The sequence below is a fragment of the Streptomyces sp. NPDC005722 genome (assembly GCF_040630935.1).
In the GTDB taxonomy this organism is placed as follows: Bacteria; Actinomycetota; Actinomycetes; order Streptomycetales; family Streptomycetaceae; genus Actinacidiphila.
In genome coordinates this window covers 1-19,019 of sequence record NZ_JBEXYN010000031.1, presented here as the reverse complement: position 1 = coordinate 19,019, position 19,019 = coordinate 1, and the positions used below count along the sequence as shown (strand labels likewise).

The following is a 19,019-nucleotide window of genomic DNA, read 5'->3' as shown; positions in this document are numbered from 1 at the left end:
CCCGGCGGGCGGATGACGATCCCCGTGACCACCGCGCCGTGTGCAGGGGGACGATGCTGAGTCCCCAGCCCCCGGCGACGACCAGGCCCTCGAAGGAGCCTGCCTGCGCGGGCTGGACGACGAGCCTCACCAGGGCCCACCACCACACCACACCCGCGACCAAAGCGATCGCCCAGCGGACCGGCCGCCGGGCCCACAGCTCGTGAAACAGGCGGAGAACAAGCATGGCCGCCTCCTTCGGAGCCCCGAGGTTGCGGCGGGAATCACCAGGGACCCAATCCCGGGCTTTCCCCGTACACAGGTGCGATCCCCTGCCCACAAGATCTCTAGACCTCCGCCGCCCCACCCCGCACGACGTTCACCCGGAAGGAGTACACGTACGGCTACTACCTGCGACATTCCGCAGCCGAGGGCAACCCACGGCGACGAACACCGGGGCACGGACAGACCCGACGGACCCGACCGCCTAGACGTTCTCGGCCTGGAACATCCAATGGTGCTTCTCGAGCTCGGCGGCGAGGCCGATCAGGATGTCCTGGCTCACGGGATCGGGCTTCTCCGTCGCCACGATCCCCTCGCGCACCCGCCGGATGACGGCGTCGAGCCCGGCGATCATGACCGCGACCACCTTCTCGTCCTTGATCCAGCCGTCCGGCACCTCGTCGATCCTGCTGCTCTTGGACACCGTCCCGGCGCGCCCGTCCGGCGTCACCCCGATCGCGGCCGCCCGTTCCGCGACGGTGTCGGCGTAGGTCCGCGCGGTGGTGACCACGTCGTCGAGCTGGAGGTGGACCGACCGGAACCGTGCCCCGACCACGTTCCAGTGCACCTGCTTGGCGACGAGCGACAGGTCGATGAGGTCGCTGAGGGTGTGCTGCAGGGCCTCGCCCACGATCTTGCGGTCGGCCTCGGGCAGCGTGCTCTTCACGACGGTCATGCTGCTCCTCCTCGGGAAGTGCCTGGTGTCGCGGGACCACCTCCACGGCGGCCCCGCCACAAGGGCGCCTTCCCCGGATCAGCGGGCCAAACGCGGACCGGAACGCAGACGGGTACGCACACCGACCGCGGACCGGACCCAGACCGACAGCAGCCCCCACGCAGCCCGCACGCGGACACGCCGTGGCCCCGGCCGGTTCGCGCACCGGCCGGGGCCACGGTTGGGACTGCTTGGTGTCGCTCAGGCCGCGACGACGTCCACGGCCTCGGTGGGCGCCTTCGGCGCCTTGATGGTGACCCGCTCGTCCGGACCGGACGGTACGGACGGAACCGCGCCCAGCAGCGGCCGCATAGGCGCGGCTGCCGACTCGACAGCAGCCGACTCGGCGAGTTCGGCAAGCGCCAGATCGTCGCTGACCTCCCGCATCACCTCGGACATCGGGACGTCCAAGGCGTCACAGATCGCGGAGAGCAGTTCGGAGGAAGCCTCCTTCTGCCCTCGTTCGACCTCCGACAGATAGCCCAGGGAGACCCGGGCGGATGAGGAGACCTCACGCAGGGTGCGGCCCTGACGCTGGCGCTGCCGACGCAGCACGTCACCGAGCAGGCGACGGAGCAGAATCATCGGTGGCTCCCTCCTCGGACCGCGAATTCGCAACCTTCTTGCCCCACCGTACCGCCTCCGACACCGGCCGTGCGGGGAGCGATGACGTGTTCACTCAGGGCTGCAAACATCCCTGCCCCCCGCTGTCTTCCCTACCCTTCGCCGCCGGGGATTCGCCGGGTGTTCCCCGGCCCGTCAGAAGCGTCTGCTGCAAGAGGGTCAGAACGGCGTTCACGGTGGTGGTACGGATGGCGGCACGGTCGCCGTTCAACTGCAGTCTCTCGCACCACGAGCCGGTCGGCCCGGCGACCGCCACGAAGACCGTCCCCACCGGCTGCCCGTCCTGCGGGTCGGGGCCCGCGACACCGGTGGTGGCGAGCCCCCAGTCGGCGCGCAGCACGCGCCGCACGCCCTCCGCCATCCCCCGTGCGACGTCCGGGTCGACGGCTCCGCGTTCGGCCAGCAGCGTGCCGTCCACGCCCAGCACGTCCCGCTTGAGCTCGGTGGCGTAGGCGGTGACCGAGCCGCGGAAGGACCGGGAGGCGCCCGGTACCGAGGTCAGCTCCGCCGCCACCAGGCCGCCGGTCAGCGACTCGGCGACGGCGAGCCACTCCTGCCGCGTCTCCAGCAGTCCGAGGACCTCGGCGGCGGCGTTCACGCGCCCTGTCCCTGCTCCTCCGGGAGCGCCGGCGGGACGTCGTCCGCGGGCTCCCCCTCGGTCCCGTCCGCAGTCCCGTCCGCCCGGTGCGCGGCGGCCGTGCGCTGCGCCGCGAGCCCGGCCCGGCGCATGACGACCGCCTGGCGCACGTAGTCCAGGCCCGTCACGACCGTGAGCACCACCGCGGCGCCCATCAGCACCGCCCGCAGCGTCGCCAGCGGCCCGGTGAGGACCAGGATGTACATGCCGACGGCGACGCCCTGGGTGAGCGTCTTCAGCTTGCCGCCGCGGCTGGCCGGGATGACGCCCCAGCGGATCACCCAGAACCGCATCAGGGTGATGCCCAGCTCACGGAAGAGGATCACCGCGGTGACCCACCACGGCAGGTCCCCGAGGGCGGACAGCCCGATCAGCGCCGCACCCATGATCGCCTTGTCGGCGATCGGGTCGGCGATCTTGCCGAAGTCGGTGACCAGACCGTAGCGGCGGGCCAGCTCGCCGTCGAAGAGGTCGGTGATCATGGCGATGGCGAACGCGGCCCACGCGAAGGAGCGCCAGGCCGGGTCGTGGCCGTCCTCGTGCACCAGCAGCGCGACGAAGCCCGGCACCAGCAGCAGCCGCACCATCGTCAGGACGTTGGCGATGTTCCACAGCGACGGCCGCCGGACCGCGGTCGCCGGGACGGCGGGTGCGGACCGGTGGTCGCCGGCGGCGGACGCCGGGACTCCCGTCATCTGCGCGCCTCCTCCGTCGTGCCGAGCGGCTCCGCGACGAGGTCGACGCCTTCGGTGTCCACCACCTTCGCCGCGACGAACGTACCGGGCGCCAGGCCCGCGTGGGAGGTCAGGACGACCTGGCCGTCGGTCTCCGGCGCCTGGTGGGCGCCCCGGCCGACCGCCCCCTCCTCCTCGTCGACGGACTCGACGAGCACGTGCACCGTCGAGCCCAGCCGCTCCTCGGCACGCTGCGCGGTCAGCTCCTCGGCCAGCCGGGACACCCGGGCCAGCCGTTCGGCGACCACGTCCTCGTCGAGCTTGTCCTCGTAGCCGGCCGCCTCCGTGCCCTCCTCGTCGGAGTAGCCGAAGACGCCGATGGCGTCCAGTCTTGCGGCGCCGAGGAAGCGCTCCAGCTCCTCCAGGTCCGCCTCGGACTCGCCCGGGAAGCCGACGATGAAGTTGGAGCGGACCCCGGCCTCCGGCGCCTTGGAGCGGATGGTGTCGAGCAGCTCCAGGAACCGCCCGGTGTCGCCGAAGCGGCGCATCGCGCGCAGCACCCCGGGGGCGGAGTGCTGGAAGGACAGGTCGAAGTACGGGGCGACCTTCGGCGTCGAGGTCAGCACGTCGATCAGGCCCGGGCGCATCTCTGCGGGCTGCAGGTAGCTGACCCGGATCCGCTCGATGCCGTCGACGGCGGCCAGCTCCGGCAGCAGCGTCTCCAGCAGCCGGATGTCGCCGAGGTCCTTGCCGTACGAGGTGTTGTTCTCGCTGACCAGCATGACCTCCTTGACGCCCTGCTCGGCCAGCCAGCGGGTCTCGCCGAGGACGTCCGAGGGGCGGCGGGAGATGAACGACCCCCGGAAGGACGGGATGGCGCAGAAGGAGCAGCGGCGGTCGCAGCCGGAGGCGAGCTTCACCGAGGCGACCGGACTGCTGTCCAGACGGCGGCGGAGCGGGGCACGCGGCCCCGAGGCGGGGGCGACGCCCTCGGGCAGGTCCTCGGGGGCGGGAGCGGGCTCCTCGGCGGTCTGCGCGTGGCCGGGCAGCGCGACCTCGCCGGCGGCCTGCCGGGCGGCCGGGCTGATCGGCAGCAGCTTGCGGCGGTCACGCGGGGTGTGCGAGGCGTGGACGCCGCCGGAGAGGATCGTCTGCAGGCGGTCGGAGATGTTCGCGTAGTCGTCGAAGCCGAGCACGCCGTCGGCCTCGGGCAGGGCCTCGGCCAGCTCCTTGCCGTAGCGCTCGGCCATGCAGCCGACCGCGACGACGGCCTGGGTGCGCCCCCGGCCCTTGAGGTCGTTGGCCTCCAGCAGGGCGTCGACGGAGTCCTTCTTGGCGGCCTCGACGAAGCCGCAGGTGTTCACGACGGCCACGTCTGCGACGGCGGCGTCCTCGACGAGCTGCCACCCGTCCGCCGCCAGACGGCCGGCGAGCTCCTCGGAATCCACCTCGTTACGGGCGCAGCCGAGCGTGACAAGAGCGACGGTACGGGGTTCGGACATAGGCTCAGCCTACTTTGTCCCTGACGGGGCTCCGACGCGCAGCGGCGCCCGGCGCGGGGACTGGTGTCCCGCGCCGGGCGCCGCGGTGCCGTGCGCGCCCGTGGAACCGGGCGTCACCCTGCTTCCGGGTCGCCGGGGGTGAAGGTGAGGCGCTGGACCTGACCGGGGTCACCCGCCGGGCCGAGGTCCTTGCCGTTGACGAAGAGGTTGACCGCGCCCGCGTTGCCGATGATCAGGTTGATCTTGCTCTTGTCGGTGAAGGTCTTGGAGTCGCCCGCCTCCAGGCTGCCCTGGAAGAGCTGCCTTCCGTTGCTGTCCACCGCCTGGATCCAGCTCTTGGCGTCAGGGGCCGTGAGCTTGACGGTGACCTTGTCCGCCGGGGCGGCCGCGATCGCGCTGTCGGACTCCTCGGGCCTCGGCGCGGTGCTCGTGCGGTCACCGGACGGGGTGGCCGCCGGGCTCGCCGCACTCGGCTTGCCCGCCACCGGCTCCTTGCCGCCGTCCTCGCCCCCGCTGAAGAGGGTGAATCCGACGAAGCCGACGACGGCGACGATCGCCGCCACCATGGCGGCGGTCCAGTTGGGGCGACGCGGCTCGGAACGCATCCGCTCCGCCTCGTACAGCGGCGCCACGGGGGTCGGGGCGGGCGCACTGCCGTGCTCCGCCGAGAACTGCTCGATCAGGGCCTCGGGATCGAGGCCCACGGCGCGTGCGATCGCCCGGATGTGGCCGCGGGCGTACACGTCGCCGCCGCAGCGGGAGAAATCGTCCTGCTCGATCGCGTGCACGATGGGCGCGCGCACACGCGTGGTGTTGCTGACCTCGTCGACGGTCAGGCCCGCGGCGACGCGGGCCTGGGCGAGGGCACGACCGACCGGGATCCGGTCGTCGGGGGGCGGGTTGCCGATGGACACGGGGGCGCCTTTCGAGCGTGTAGCCACCTGCTGGAGACTCAGTCTAGGGGGGTGTGCAAAAGGACGGGCAAGCGGGCGGGCGTTGTTTGTCCGCCATCAGGATTGCCGTCTCTCCCGGCGCCGATGACAGTCGGCCATACGCCTTCCCCCTGCACTAACTTGACGTACGGGCGGGAGCAACGGTTGCGTCCAGCCCACTTACGAGTGAGCCACAAAATGGCTACGAACCGGCGTCGCCGCGGAGCACGGCGAGCACTCCGTCCATCTCGTCCGGCTTGACCAGTACGTCGCGGGCCTTCGACCCCTCGCTGGGGCCGACGATCCCGCGCGATTCCATCAGGTCCATGAGCCTGCCCGCTTTCGCGAAGCCGACACGCAGTTTGCGCTGGAGCATCGAAGTCGAGCCGAATTGCGTGGAGACGACGAGTTCCGCGGCCTGGCACAACAGGTCCAGGTCGTCGCCGATCTCCTCGTCGATCTCCTTCTTCGGTCCCGAGCCGACGACCACGTCGTCGCGGTAGGCGGGCGTCAACTGCGCCTTGCAGTGGGCGACGAGGGCGTGGATCTCGTCCTCGGTGACGAAGGCGCCCTGCATGCGCACCGGCTTGTTCGCGCCCATGGGCAGGAACAGCCCGTCACCCTTTCCGATCAGCTTCTCGGCGCCGGCCTGGTCGAGGATGACCCGGCTGTCGGCGAGGGAGGAGGTCGCGAAGGCCAGCCGGGAGGGCACGTTGGCCTTGATGAGACCCGTGACGACGTCCACGCTGGGCCGCTGGGTGGCCAGCACCAGGTGGATGCCGGCGGCCCGGGCGAGCTGGGTGATGCGGACGATCGCGTCCTCCACGTCCCGCGGCGCGACCATCATCAGGTCGGCGAGCTCGTCCACGATCACCAGCAGGTAGGGGTACGGGGAGAGCTCGCGCTCACTGCCCTCCGGCGGCTTCGCCTTGCCGCTGCGCACGGCCGCGTTGAAGTCGTCGATGTGCCGGAAGCCGTAGGCGGCCAGGTCGTCGTAGCGCAGGTCCATCTCGCGCACGACCCACTGCAGCGCCTCGGCCGCCCGCTTGGGGTTGGTGATGATCGGGGTGATGAGGTGCGGGATGCCCTCGTACGCGGTCAGCTCGACGCGCTTGGGGTCCACCAGGACCATCCGCACCTCGTCGGGCGTGGCACGCGCCAGGATCGAGGTGATCAGGCAGTTGATGCAGGACGACTTGCCGGACCCGGTGGCCCCCGCGACGAGGATGTGCGGCATGCGCGCGAGGTTGGCCATGACGTAGCCGCCCTCGACGTCCTTGCCGAGGCCCACCGTCATCGGGTGCTCCTCGCCGGCGGCGTCCGCCGAGCGCAGCACGTCGCCGAGGTTGACCATCTCCCGGTCGCTGTTGGGGATCTCGATGCCGACCGCCGACTTGCCGGGGATCGGGCTGATGATCCGCACGTCCGGACTGGCCACGGCGTAGGCGATGTTCTTGGCCAGCGCCGTGATCCGCTCGACCTTGACGGCCTGGCCGAGTTCCACCTCGTAACGCGTCACCGTCGGGCCGCGGGTGAACCCGGTGACCCGGGCGTCCACCTTGAACTGGGAGAAGACGCTCGTCAGCGACTCGACCACGGCGTCGTTGGCGGCGCTTCGGGTGCGCCCGGGACCGCCGCGCTCCAGCAGGTCCAGGGAGGGCAGGCCGTAGGTGATGTCGCCGGACAACTGGAGTTGCTCGGCGCGCGGCGGCAGCGGCGCGCCCTGCTCGGGCGCGGCGGCCTTGGTGAGGTCGGGCACGGAGGTGCCCGCGGTGTCCTCGGCGGCGCCTTCCTCCGCGGCGTCGCGGCGTTGCGGCAGGGACTGGCTGACGAGGTCCGCCACGACCGAGGAGCCGGGCACACCGTAGGTGAGGGCACCGTCGAGGTCGGCGGCGACGCCGTAGGCGAGGCCGACCGCGTCCAGGCCGTCGCCGGGCGTGAGATCGGGCAGGTCCGTCCGCTCCTGGCGGCGCCTGGAGGAGCGGCGGCGCGACCCCTCCCCGCCGTCCCGGGAGCCGGTCTCCTCCTCCAGCAGGTCGCTGAAGGGCACGGCGTCGTCCTCCGCCGGCGTGGTGCCCTCCTCCTCCACCAGGCCCAGCCGGATGCCGAGTTCGCGCAGCCGCCGGGGAATGGCGTTGACCGGGGTCGCGGTGGTGACCAGCAGCCCGAAGAAGGTGAGCAGCGCCAGCAGCGCCACCGCGAGCGGCGCGCCGACGGTGTAGTCCAGCGGCGCGGACGCCGCCCAGCCGATCAGACCGCCGGCGTCGCGGATCGCGTCGGCGCCCTGGCTGCGGCCGGGGGCACCGCAGCCGATGTGCACCAGCCCCAGTACGCCGACGCTGAGGGTGGTCAGTCCGATGACGATGCGTCCGTTGGCGTCGGACTTCTGCGGATGGCGCATCAGCCGCCACACGACGGCCCCGACGAGGAACGGCACGAGCAGGTCCAGCCGTCCGAACAGCCCGGTGATCAGTATCTCGACGAGGTCGCCCACCGGACCCCGCAGGTCCGACCAGGTACCGGTGGCCACGACCAGCGCGAGGCCGAGCAGCAGCAGCGCCAGCCCGTCCTTGCGGTGCGCCGGGTCGAGCCCGCGCGCGCCGCGCCCGACGCCGCGGAAGAGGGCGCCCACGGTGTGCGCCAGGCCGAGCCACACCGCCCGTGCGAGCCGGTACACGCCCCCGGTCGGGGACGGCGCGGCCTTCGGCGCGGGTTTGGCCGCCGCCGCCTTGGCAGGCGGCTTCTTGGCCGCCGCCGCCTTCTTCGCGGGGGCCTTCTTCGCCGCGGGCTTGGCCGCAGGTTTGGCGGCAGCCTTCTTGGCGGTGCCGGACGTACGTGAGGCCATGGTGGTGAGGTTACCGTTCCGCCCCGCACACGACACGTGTGGCCACGCATACCGCCATTCGTGTCGTGCCCCTGGTGCGCCAAGGATGACCCTGCATCAACTGGCGCACACGCTTCACTCTTGCGGGGGAATCTTCTTGTCGCCGCCGCCCGTGCCCGGCTCCAGCGCGTCCAGCGCGCGGCGCAGCCCGGTCAGCTTGCGCTCCAGGTGCGCGGCGGTGGCCACCGCCGCGGCGTCCGCGGACTCGTCCAGCTGCTTGGACAGCGCCTCCGCCTGCTCCTCCACGGCGGCGAGCCGCGCGGAGAGCTCGGCGAGCAGGCCGACGGGCTCCTTGGCGCCGTTGCCGCCGGAGCGGGCGCCCTGTTCCAGCTGCAGCCGGAGCAGGGCGGCCTGCTCGCGCAACTGGCAGTTCTTCATGTAGAGCTCGACGAAGACCGACACCTTGGCGCGCAGCACCCACGGGTCGAAGGGCTTGGAGATGTAGTCCACCGCGCCGGCCGCGTAACCGCGGAAGGTGTGGTGCGGCCCGTGGTTGATGGCGGTCAGGAAGATGATCGGGATGTCGCGGGTGCGCTCGCGCCGCTTGATGTGCGCGGCGGTCTCGAAGCCGTCCATGCCCGGCATCTGGACGTCGAGCAGGATCACCGCGAAGTCGTCGGTGAGCAGCGCCTTGAGCGCTTCCTCCCCGGACGATGCCCGCACCAGGGTCTGATCGAGCGCGGAGAGGATGGCCTCCAGCGCCAGCAGATTCTCCGGCCGGTCATCGACCAGGAGGATCTTGGCCTTCTGCACCATGGCCCGCCCTCCTCGCCCCGGCACTGCACCGGTCGCCGCCCCCATGGACGACTCCTGAGTGCCGCCCGTCCTTGTGCCGGTCATGGTAGCCGCACCCCGCTGTCCGCCACACCCTGTCACCGCCATGTCACTGTGCACGTAGCAGAAACGCAAGCGGAGACCAGAAGGTTCCCAGAATCCCGCACTCCCACACCTCTTCACACACGCCGAGTCATGGACATTCACCGTCCGTTGCCCCGTCGGTCACCCAACGTGGCGCCGACGCGGCGTCACCTGGACTGCATCCACTGCTCCATCACCGCGAGGAGGTGGTCGGTGTCCACCGGCTTGGCCACGTAGTCGGACGCCCCGGACTCGATGCTCTTCTCCCGGTCGCCCTTCATCGCCTTGGCCGTCAGCGCGATGATCGGCAGCCCGGCGAACTGGGGCATCCGGCGGATCGCCGCCGTGGTCGCGTAACCGTCCATCTCGGGCATCATGATGTCCATCAGGACCACCGCGACGTCGTCGTGCTGCTCCAGGACCTCGATCCCCTCCCGGCCGTTCTCGGCGTACAGCACGGTCAGCCCGTGCTGTTCCAGCACGCTGGTCAGGGCGAAGACGTTGCGGATGTCGTCGTCGACGATGAGCACCTTCTCACCGCTGAACCCGCCCGCGAAGCCGGTGTAGGCGTCGCTGTGCGCGCCCTCCACCCACGACTCGGGCAGTGCGGTGCGCTCGGCCGGCCCCGGGGCCGCCGCGGGCCGCTGCGCCGCCGAACGCCGGCGCAGCCGCGCCAGGCTGCTGCCCGCGCCCCGCCCGCGTACGGCGACGTGGCCGTGGGCGGGGGCGTGCAGCGGCTCGGGCGGCGCCCCCTCGAGTTCCGCGGCCTCGCCGCCGGGGAGCTGCGGGTAGCCCTGGGGCGGCAGTTCCGTGGTGTTGAGCGGCAGGTAGAGGGTGAAGGTCGAACCGCGGCCGGGCTGGCTGTCGGCGTGGATCTCGCCGCCGAGCAGCCGGGCGATCTCCCGGCTGATGGACAGGCCCAGGCCCGTACCGCCGTATTTGCGGCTGGTGGTGCCGTCCGCCTGCTTGAACGCCTCGAAGATGACCCGCATCTTGCTCGCGGCGATGCCGATGCCCGTGTCGGTCACCGAGAAGGCGATCAGCGGCTCGTCCGCGCCCCGCAGGGACCCGGACTCCAGCAACTGCTCCCGGATAGCCTGCGGCACGTCGGGACCGGCCGGCCGGATGACCAGCTCGACGGAGCCGCTGTCGGTGAACTTCACCGCGTTCGACAGCAGGTTGCGCAGCACCTGCAGCAGCCGCTGCTCGTCGGTGTGGAGCGTGGCCGGCAGCTCCGGGGAGACCCGCACCGAGAAGTCCAGGCCCTTCTCCGCGGTGAGCGGGCGGAAGGTGGCCTCCACGTAGTCGACCAGCTGCACCAGGGCGATGCGGGTCGGGCTGACGTCCATCTTGCCCGCCTCGACCTTGGACAGGTCCAGGATGTCGTTGATGAGCTGCAGCAGGTCCGAGCCGGCGCCGTGGATCGTCTCGGCGAACTCGACCTGCTTCGGGGAGAGGTTGCCCTCGGCGTTGTCCGCGAGCAGCTTGGCCAGGATGAGCAGCGAGTTGAGCGGGGTGCGCAGCTCGTGCGACATGTTGGCCAGGAACTCGGACTTGTAGCGCATCGAGACCGCCAGCTGCTCGGCGCGCTCCTCCAGGACCTGCCGGGCCTCCTCGATCTCGGTGTTCTTCACCTCGATGTCCCGGTTCTGGCGGGCCAGCAGCTCCGCCTTCTCCTCCAGCTCCGTGTTGGAGATCTCCAGCTGCTTCTGCCGGCTCTCCAGCTCCGCCGACCGCTCCCGCAGCTGCTCGGTCAGCTCCTGCGACTGCTCCAGCAGGTACTCGGTCTTGGTGTTCACGCTGATGGTGTTCACGCTGACCGCGATCATGTCGGTGATCTGGCCGAGGAAGTCCTTCTGGATCTGCGTGAGCGGCTGGAAGGAGGCCAGCTCCATCACGCCCAGCACCCGGTCCTCGAACACCACCGGCAGCACGATGACGTGGGCCGGCGGCGCCTCGCCGAGACCGGAGGAGATCCTCAGGTAGCCCGGCGGCACGTCCTCCACCAGGATGGAGCGCTTCTCGACCGCGGCCGTGCCGATCAGGCCCTCGCCGGGCAGGAAGACGGTCGGCATCGTCCGCTTGGAGAAGCCGTACGAGCCGCTCAGCCGCAGCTCGTAGCCCTCGTCGATCTCCTCCCCGCCGGAGGGCTCCTCCGCGATGAAGAAGGCGCCGTGCTGGGCGGAGACCACCGGGGTCAGCTCGCTCATGATGAGCGCCGCCACGTCGTTGAGGTCGCGGCGGCCCTGCATCAGACCGGAGATGCGGGCGAGGTTGCCCTTGAGCCAGTCCTGCTCCTTGTTGGCGAGCGTGGTCTCGCGGAGCCTGACGATCATGGTGTTGATGTAGTCCTGGAGCTCCAGGATCTCGCCCGCCGCGTCCACGTCCGTACGGATGTTGAGGTCGCCGCGGGTCACCGCGGTGGCCACCTGGGCGATGTTGCGCACCTGACGGGTCAGGTTGTTCGCCATCAGGTTCACCGATTCGGTGAGGTCCTTCCAGATGCCCGAGACGCCCGGCACGCGCGCCTGTCCGCCCAGCCGGCCCTCGGTGCCCACCTCGCGGGCCACCCGGGTCACCTGGTCACCGAAGGCCGACAGCTGGTCGACCATCGTGTTGATGGTCGTCTTCAGCTCCAGGATCTCGCCGTGCGCGTCGACGTCGATCTTCTTGGACAGGTCGCCGCGGGCGACCGCGGTGGTGACCATGGCGATGTTGCGGACCTGGCCGGTCAGGTTGGAGGCCATGTTGTTCACCGACTCGGTGAGGTCCTTCCACGAGCCGGACACGCCCGGCACGCGGGCCTGGCCGCCGAGGATGCCGTCGGTGCCCACCTCGCGGGCGACCCGGGTCACCTCGTCACCGAAGGCGGAGAGCGTGTCGACCATCGTGTTGATGGTCTCGGCGAGCTGGGCGACCTCGCCGCGCGCCTCGACGGTGATCTTCTTGGTGAGGTCGCCGTTGGCGACGGCGGTGGCCACGGAGGAGATCGAACGCACCTGGCTGGTCAGGTTGTTGGCCATCAGGTTGACGTTGTCGGTGAGGTCCTTCCAGATGCCGGAGACGTCGCGCACCCGCGCCTGGCCGCCCAGCTGACCCTCGGTGCCCACCTCGCGGGCCACCCGGGTCACCTCGTCACCGAAGGCGGAGAGCTGGTCGACCATCGTGTTGACGGTGGTGACCAGGGCGAGGATCTCGCCCTTGGCGTCGACGGTGATCTTCTTGGACAGGTCGCCCTGGGCGACCGCGGTGGTGACCTCGGCGATGTTGCGGACCTGCATGGTGAGGTTGTTCGCCATGAAGTTGACGGACTGCGTCAGGTCCTTCCAGGTGCCCGACACGCCCTTCACCTCGGCCTGGCCGCCCAGGATGCCCTCGGTACCCACCTCGCGGGCCACCCGGGTCACCTGCTCGGCGAAGGACGACAGCTGGTCGACCATCGTGTTGAGGACGTTCTTCAGCTCCAGGATCTCGCCGCGCGCGTCGACGTCGATCTTCTGGGAGAGGTCACCGCGGGCCACCGCGGTCGCCACCTGGGCGATGTTGCGGACCTGGGCGGTCAGGTTGCCCGCCATGCCGTTCACGGAGTCGGTGAGGTCCCGCCACACGCCGGCGACGCCCGGCACCTGCGCCTGGCCGCCGAGCCGGCCCTCGGTGCCCACCTCGCGGGCCACCCGGGTCACCTGCTCGGCGAACGAGGACAGCTGGTCGACCATCGTGTTGATGGTGTTCTTCAGCTCCAGGATCTCGCCGCGCGCGTCGACGTCGACCTTCTGGGACAGGTCACCGCGCGCCACCGCCGTCGTCACCTGGGCGATCTGGCGGACCTGCGAGGTGAGGTTGCCCGCCATGAAGTTGACGGAGTCCGTCAGCTCCTTCCACACGCCGCTGACGCCGTCGACCCGGGCCTGACCGCCGAGGCGGCCCTCCGTGCCCACGTCCCGGGCCATGCGCGTGACCTGTCCGGCGAACGAGGACAGCTGGTCCACCATGCGGTTCACGGTGTTCTTCAGCTCCAGCATCTCGCCGGAGACGTCCACCGTGACCTTCTGCGACAGGTCGCCGTTGGCGACCGCCGTCGTCACCTGCGCGATGTTGCGGACCTGGCCGGTCAGGTTGCGGAACGCGGTGTTCACCGAATCGGTGAGGTCCTTCCACAGACCCGCCGCACCCGGCACCTGCGCCTGGCCGCCCAGCTCGCCCTCGACGCCGACCTCACGCGCCACCCGGGTCACCTCGGCGCCGAAGGCCGACAGCTGGTCCACCATCGTGTTGACGGTGTTCTTCAGCTCCAGCATCTCGCCGGAAACGTCCACCGTGACCTTCTGCGACAGGTCGCCGTTGGCGACCGCCGTCGTCACCTGCGCGATGTCCCGCACCTGACCGGTCAGGTTGCGGAACGCGGTGTTCACCGAATCGGTGAGGTCCTTCCAGGTGCCCGCGGCGCCCGGCACCTGCGCCTGGCCGCCGAGCCGCCCCTCCGCGCCGACCTCGCCGGCCACCCGGGTCACCTCGTCGGCGAAGGTGCGCAGCGTCTCGGTCATCGCGTTGACGGTCTCGGCGAGCTGCGCGACCTCGCCGCGCGCGCCGATGGTGATCTTCTGCGACAGGTCGCCGTTGGCGACCGCGGTGGTCACCTGGGCGATGTCGCGCACCTGGGCCGTCAGGTTGCCGGCCATCAGGTTGACGGAGTCCGTGAGGTCCTTCCACACGCCGTCGACACCGGCCACCTTGGCCTGGCCGCCCAGCTGGCCCTCGGTGCCCACCTCACGCGCGACGCGGGTCACCTCGGCCGCGAAGGAGGAGAGCTGGTCCACCATCGTGTTGACGGTGTTCTTCAGCTCCAGCATCTCGCCGGCCACGTGCACGGTGACCTTGCGCGACAGGTCGCCCTTGGCGACCGCCGTCGTGACGAGGGCGATGTCACGCACCTGGGCCGTCAGGCGGGACGCCATGGTGTTGACCGAGTCCGTGAGGTCCTTCCACGAACCGGACATGCCGCGCACCCGCGCCTGGCCGCCCAGCTTGCCCTCGGTGCCGACCTCGCTCGCCACCCGGGTCACCTCGTCGGTGAACGTGGACAGCTGGTCGACCAGCCCGTTGACGGTACGGCCGACCTTGAGGAACTCGCCGCGCAGCGGGTGCCCGGAACCGTCGGCACCCTGCGCGCGCAGGTCCATCCGCTGCTCCAGGTCGCCCTCCGCGACCGCCGACAGCACCCGGCCGACCTCGGACATGGGGCGCACGAGGTCGTCCACGAGCGCGTTGGAGGCGTCGATGGCCGCCGCCCAGGCGCCCTCGCACGCCCCCGTCTCCAGGCGCTCCGCGAGCTTGCCCTCGCGGCCCACGACCCGCCGCACCCGCGCCAGCTCCCCGGTCAGGTGCTGGTTGCGGTCGGCGACCTCGTTGAACACGGCGGAGATCTCCGCCATGACGCCGTCGCCCGTGACCGTCAGCCTCTTGCGGAAGTTGCCGTCCCGCATGGACTCCAACGCCGACAGCAGCCGGTGCAGGGCCGCCGAGTCGACCTCTACGGTCCCCGTACCGGCCCCGCCCGTACGCGACCGCGCGTTCTTGACCCGTGCGGAACCGCCCCGCTTCGCCGCGGATGCCGCGCCGCCTCGCGCCGATGCGCCAGACTCCACCGTGTCCCTCCCGGAGGGTCGACCGACCTGCAGGTGCCTCGTTCAGGCATGACCAGTGTTTCACCATGCCCGGGCCCGGCCATAACAGTTCGGCAGCATCGCATATGACCGGCGTCATGATCGGGGCAGGAACACCCCCAACCGGCACACACGCGGTCGCCGGGGGTAAGTAACCTGGCATGCGGTTGCCCACCTTGGGCCGGGCGTACACCTCGAAGTGGGGGCCGGTGGTGACAGTACAGCGGACGACAAACGGTGACGTCCCGGGACAAACAAGGAGATCCGTGATCACGGCGCGGGCAGCGGCCACCTTCGAACCCGTGGGACGCTCGGTCGCCACCGCACGCGCGTTCGTCCGCGACACGCTGCAGGGCTGGGGCTTCTCCGAGGTCGTCGACGACGCCGTCGTCCTCACCAGTGAACTCGTCACCAACGCCGTGGTCCACGCCGGTACCGCGGCGGACGTCCAGTGCCTGCGCTTCGAGTCCGCCGTACGGATCGAGGTCGCCGACCGCTACCCGGAACGTGAGCTTCCTCTCCACGACGCCAAGAAGCAGATCCACCCCGACCACGAGGGCGGCCGCGGGCTGCTGCTGTGCTCGGCGCTGGCCAGCCGGTGGGGCGTGGAGTACACCGCCGCCAACAAGCACGTCTGGTTCCGCCTGGAACTCCCGCAGCGCCCCGCCGGCACCCGTTCCGCGGGCCCGGCCCTGCCCGTCCAGGCGCTGCCGCTGGCCGACGAACGGGTCCGCGTCGCCGTCGTCCAGGTCGACCGCGGCGGCATCATCACCCGCTGGAACCAGGACGCCGCCGAGCTCTTCGGCCACGCCGGCGACCAGGTGACCGGCAAGCCGCTCGGCGACTTCGCCGCCTGGCCGCAGACCCCCGGCACCGGCCACGGCATCGCCGAGGCCCTGCGGCTGTCCCGCTGGGAGGGCAGCTACGGCCTCCGCGGCGCCGACGGGCGGATCCTCCCCGTCTACGGCACGCACCTGCGGGTGCGCGACTCCTCCGGCGAGCCGTCCACCGTGTGCCTGCTGGTGCGCGAGGACGAGCGGGCCGTCCTGCAGAACCCGGGCCGCGGCATGATCGCCGTCGAGGGCGGCGCCGAACGCGGCAAGGCCGTGGACCCCTTCGAGTCCTTCATCGGCTCCCCCGCCCCCGACGACCTCGACGGGCTGCTGCAGCGCACCGTCGAGCGCGCCCGCGACATGCTCGACGGCGACGCCGCCTACCTGCTGCTCGCCACCGACGACGAGACCGAACTGGAGGTACGGGCCTCCACCGGTCTGCCCTCCGCCCGGCAGCGCTTCGCGCGGGTCCCCGTCGAGGCCGGCACCGGCCGCTACGGCAGCGCCCGCATGCCCGCCGTCCACGAGGACCTCACGGCGGTGCCCGGCGCCGTCCCGCTGCTCGCCGGCACCGGCATGCGCTCCGTCGTCACCGTCCCCCTCAAGGTCGAGGGCCGCCTCACCGGTTCGCTGGGCGTCGCCGCGGAGAGCCCCGGCCGCTACACCAACGAGGAGGCGCTGCGGCTGCAGTTCGCCGCCGACCGCATCGCGCTGGCGGTGGAGAGCGCGCGCCTGACCGAGCTGGAGCGGCTGCGCCGCGGCTCGCTGTCCTTCCTGGTGGAGGCCTCCGACCTGCTCGCCGGCACCCTGGAACGCGACCAGACGCTCGCCCTGATGGCCCAGATGACGGTGCCGACCCTGGCCAACTGGTGCGCCGTCTACACGATCGCCGACCAGGCCTCGGAGCCCGAACTCGCCTTCGTCCTCCACGAGGACGAGGACCGCATCGACGGCATCAAGGCCCTGCTCTCCCGTGTCGCCCCTCCCGAGCCCGACCCCACCCCCGGGGCCCGGGTGTGGACGGCTCCGGCCGACGCGGCGCACTCCACGGCCCTGCGCGCCTCCCTGCGCAGCCTGGGCCTCGGCGACGCCGCACGGCCCGCCACGGGCCCCGGCACGGCCCTGGCGACCGCGGCGGCCGTCGGCGGGGAGACGGTCGTCCTGCCGCTGGTGGCCCGCAACCGCGTCATCGGCATGCTCACCCTCGGCAAGTCCGCCGACGAACGCTTCCGCCAGGAGATCCTGGAACTCGCCGAGGACCTGTCGCGCCGGGCCGCCCTCGCCCTGGACAACGCCCGCCTCTACAGCGAGCGCACGGCCATCAGCCAGTCCCTCCAGCGCAGCCTGCTGCCGCCCGGCCTGCCGGTGATCCCCGGCGTCGAGGTCGAGGTGGTCTACCGCGCCGCAGGCGAGGGCAACGAGGTCGGCGGCGACTTCTACGACGTGTTCCCGATCCGCGACGGCTGCTGGGGCTTCGCCATCGGCGACGTGTGCGGCACGGGCCCCGAGGCCGCCGCCGTGACCGGTCTCGCCCGGCACGCGCTGCGCCTGCTCGCCCGTGAGGGCTTCAGCGGCCCGTCCGTCCTGGAGCGCCTCAACGCGGCCATCCTGGACGAGGGGGCCCGCAGCCGCTTCCTCACCCTCCTCTACGGCGAGATGTGGCCGCAGAGCGACGGCAGCGCCGTCCTGAAGGTGGTGTGCGCAGGGCACCCGCTGCCGCTGCGACTGCGGCAGAGCGGCGTCGTGGAACCCGCCGCGGAGCCGCAGCCGCTGCTCGGCGTCATCGAGGACCTCGAACTCGTCGAGCAGACCGTCACCCTCGACCCCGGCGACGTCCTGCTCTGCGTCACCGACGGCGTCACCGAACGCCGCGAGGGCACCCGCATGCTCGGCGACGACGGCCTCGCCGACGTCCTGGCGACGTGCACGGGCCTCACCGCCGGCGCCGTCGCGGCCCGCATCCAGCGCGCCGTCGAGCGCTTCGCATCGGACGCGCCCTCCGACGACATGGCCATCCTCTCGATGCGCGTCCCGGAACTGCCCGCCTAGCGGGCCCGGTCCGCGCAGAGCCCGGGAAATAGGAGAGGCCCCCGCCGTGACGGCGGGGGCCTCTCCTCATCAGAGCCCCAATACGGAATCGAACCGTAGACCTTCTCCTTACCATGGAGACGCTCTGCCGACTGAGCTATTGGGGCGCGTCGACGTGAAGGATCTTAACCCATCCCGGTCCCGGTTCGGAAATCCGCTCGACGTACGGACCCACCGGAACGGCCAGGGATCAGAGCAGGCCGCCGAGCGTGTTGCACGCCGCGGCCATCCGCTCCAACTCCTTCTCCGTCAGACCCGGGTGGACGGGCAGCGACAGCGTCTCGCCGGCCGCCTTCTCGGTACGCGGCAGGTACGAACTCGACCGGTACTCCGGGAGCCGGTGCACGGGCGTCGGGATGCTCACGTTCGCCTGAACGCCCCGCGCGGCCAGGGCCATCGCGAACGCGTCCCGGTCCGGCCGGCCGTTCCCCGGTATGCGCACCGTGTAGCGGTGGTAGACGTGGTGGGCGCCGGGCTCCACGTACGGCACCAGGACACCGGTCAACGCCGAGTCCAGGTAGCGGCAGTTGGCCCGCTGCCGGGCGACGGCACCGGCGAGCTTCGCCAGCGCCCCCCGGCCCGCGGCCGCCTTGCGGTCGGTGATGCGGGCCCGGGCGTGGACGGTGTCCCGAAGCCGCTTGACGGCACTGGCCAGTTCGGGGTGCTCCGTGGTGACCACGGCACCCTCCTCGACGGAGAACACGCTCAGCACGCCGTAGGTGCCGACCCGGCGGCCGGCCAGCGTGGCCGCCTGGGCCTGGGTGGCGTCCTCGACGATCGCCAGGCCGTGCCGGGCGGCGATGTCGGTGATCTGGTCGACGGCCGCGGGGTGCCCGAAGAGGTGCACCGGGAGGATGGCCACCGTGAGGGGCGTGATCGCGGCGGCGACGGCCTCCGGATCGAGGCAGAACGTCAGCGGGTCGATGTCCGCGAAGACCGGCACCGCACCGACCTGCCGCACGGCGGCCGCGGTCTCCACGGGCGCGAACGACGGCAGGATCACTTCCTCGCCGGCGCCGATGCCGAGCGAGAGCAGCGCCAGCTGCAACGCGGAGGTCGCCGAATCCACGGCAACGGTATGACGCCCGTCCACCGCCGACGAGAACTCGTCCTCCAGCGCGGCTACTTCAGCACCCTGAACCAGGAACTGCTGCATCAGGCTCACCTCCACTTACCCGGTCCGGCAAGGATCACCGCAGCGGATGATGCGTTGCTGATCTGAACATGAACAGCGGGTGTGGATACGCCAAAGAGCCGTGCCCCCGGACTGGGTCCGGGGGCACGGCTCTGAATGATTGTTCGGCGGCGTCCTACTCTCCCACAGGGTCCCCCCTGCAGTACCATCGGC

11 protein-coding genes and 1 tRNA gene are annotated in these 19,019 nt (G+C 71.4%); 1 reads left to right on the top strand and 11 read right to left on the bottom strand.

The window, feature by feature from the left end; all coding sequences use genetic code 11:
- Nucleotides 1-466: 466 nt before the first annotated feature.
- The 9 genes from ABZ479_RS29120 to ABZ479_RS29080 form a co-directional block, all read right to left on the bottom strand.
- Nucleotides 467-937, bottom strand: coding sequence for a Dps family protein (locus ABZ479_RS29120; RefSeq protein WP_499601974.1), 471 nt, complete (start codon nucleotides 935-937; stop codon nucleotides 467-469).
- A 240-nt stretch (nucleotides 938-1,177) separates the two neighbouring features.
- Nucleotides 1,178-1,561, bottom strand: coding sequence for a helix-turn-helix domain-containing protein (locus tag ABZ479_RS29115; RefSeq protein WP_089228334.1), 384 nt, complete (start codon nucleotides 1,559-1,561; stop codon nucleotides 1,178-1,180).
- 94 nt (nucleotides 1,562-1,655) lie between these two features.
- Nucleotides 1,656-2,198: a CinA family protein gene (locus ABZ479_RS29110; RefSeq protein ID WP_499601975.1), complete on the bottom strand. Its 543-nt coding sequence runs from the start codon at nucleotides 2,196-2,198 to the stop codon at nucleotides 1,656-1,658.
- A complete protein-coding gene (pgsA, locus tag ABZ479_RS29105; protein WP_500464329.1) occupies nucleotides 2,195-2,932 on the bottom strand; it encodes a CDP-diacylglycerol--glycerol-3-phosphate 3-phosphatidyltransferase in 738 nt (245 codons plus the stop codon). The genes ABZ479_RS29110 and pgsA overlap by 4 nt, the downstream gene beginning before the upstream one ends.
- The gene (gene rimO / locus ABZ479_RS29100) at nucleotides 2,929-4,413 is read right to left on the bottom strand and encodes a 30S ribosomal protein S12 methylthiotransferase RimO (RefSeq protein WP_500464328.1); all 1,485 of its coding nucleotides are present in this window, start codon (nucleotides 4,411-4,413) and stop codon (nucleotides 2,929-2,931) included. The genes pgsA and rimO overlap by 4 nt, the downstream gene beginning before the upstream one ends.
- Before the next feature lie 113 nt (nucleotides 4,414-4,526).
- The gene (locus ABZ479_RS29095; RefSeq protein ID WP_499601978.1) at nucleotides 4,527-5,327 is read right to left on the bottom strand and encodes a helix-turn-helix domain-containing protein; all 801 of its coding nucleotides are present in this window, start codon (nucleotides 5,325-5,327) and stop codon (nucleotides 4,527-4,529) included.
- A 220-nt stretch (nucleotides 5,328-5,547) separates the two neighbouring features.
- Nucleotides 5,548-8,190, bottom strand: a complete 2,643-nt coding sequence (locus ABZ479_RS29090; protein ID WP_500464327.1) for a DNA translocase FtsK — start codon at nucleotides 8,188-8,190, stop codon at nucleotides 5,548-5,550.
- A 114-nt stretch (nucleotides 8,191-8,304) separates the two neighbouring features.
- Complete coding sequence (locus tag ABZ479_RS29085; protein WP_499601980.1) at nucleotides 8,305-8,985, bottom strand: response regulator; 681 nt, start codon at nucleotides 8,983-8,985, stop codon at nucleotides 8,305-8,307.
- Between the two features lie 269 nt (nucleotides 8,986-9,254).
- A complete protein-coding gene (locus tag ABZ479_RS29080; protein WP_500464326.1) occupies nucleotides 9,255-14,732 on the bottom strand; it encodes a HAMP domain-containing protein in 5,478 nt (1,825 codons plus the stop codon).
- Between the two features lie 284 nt (nucleotides 14,733-15,016).
- Between ABZ479_RS29080 and ABZ479_RS29075 the strand changes: the two genes are divergently transcribed.
- Nucleotides 15,017-17,632: a SpoIIE family protein phosphatase gene (locus ABZ479_RS29075; RefSeq protein ID WP_499601983.1), complete on the top strand. Its 2,616-nt coding sequence runs from the start codon at nucleotides 15,017-15,019 to the stop codon at nucleotides 17,630-17,632.
- 73 nt (nucleotides 17,633-17,705) lie between these two features.
- Here the strand turns inward: ABZ479_RS29075 and ABZ479_RS29070 are convergent.
- Nucleotides 17,706-17,778, bottom strand: a tRNA-Thr gene (locus ABZ479_RS29070).
- Nucleotides 17,779-17,861: 83 nt separating this feature from the next.
- Complete coding sequence (locus tag ABZ479_RS29065; protein WP_500464325.1) at nucleotides 17,862-18,827, bottom strand: DegT/DnrJ/EryC1/StrS family aminotransferase; 966 nt, start codon at nucleotides 18,825-18,827, stop codon at nucleotides 17,862-17,864.
- Between the last annotated feature and the right edge of the window lie 192 nt (nucleotides 18,828-19,019).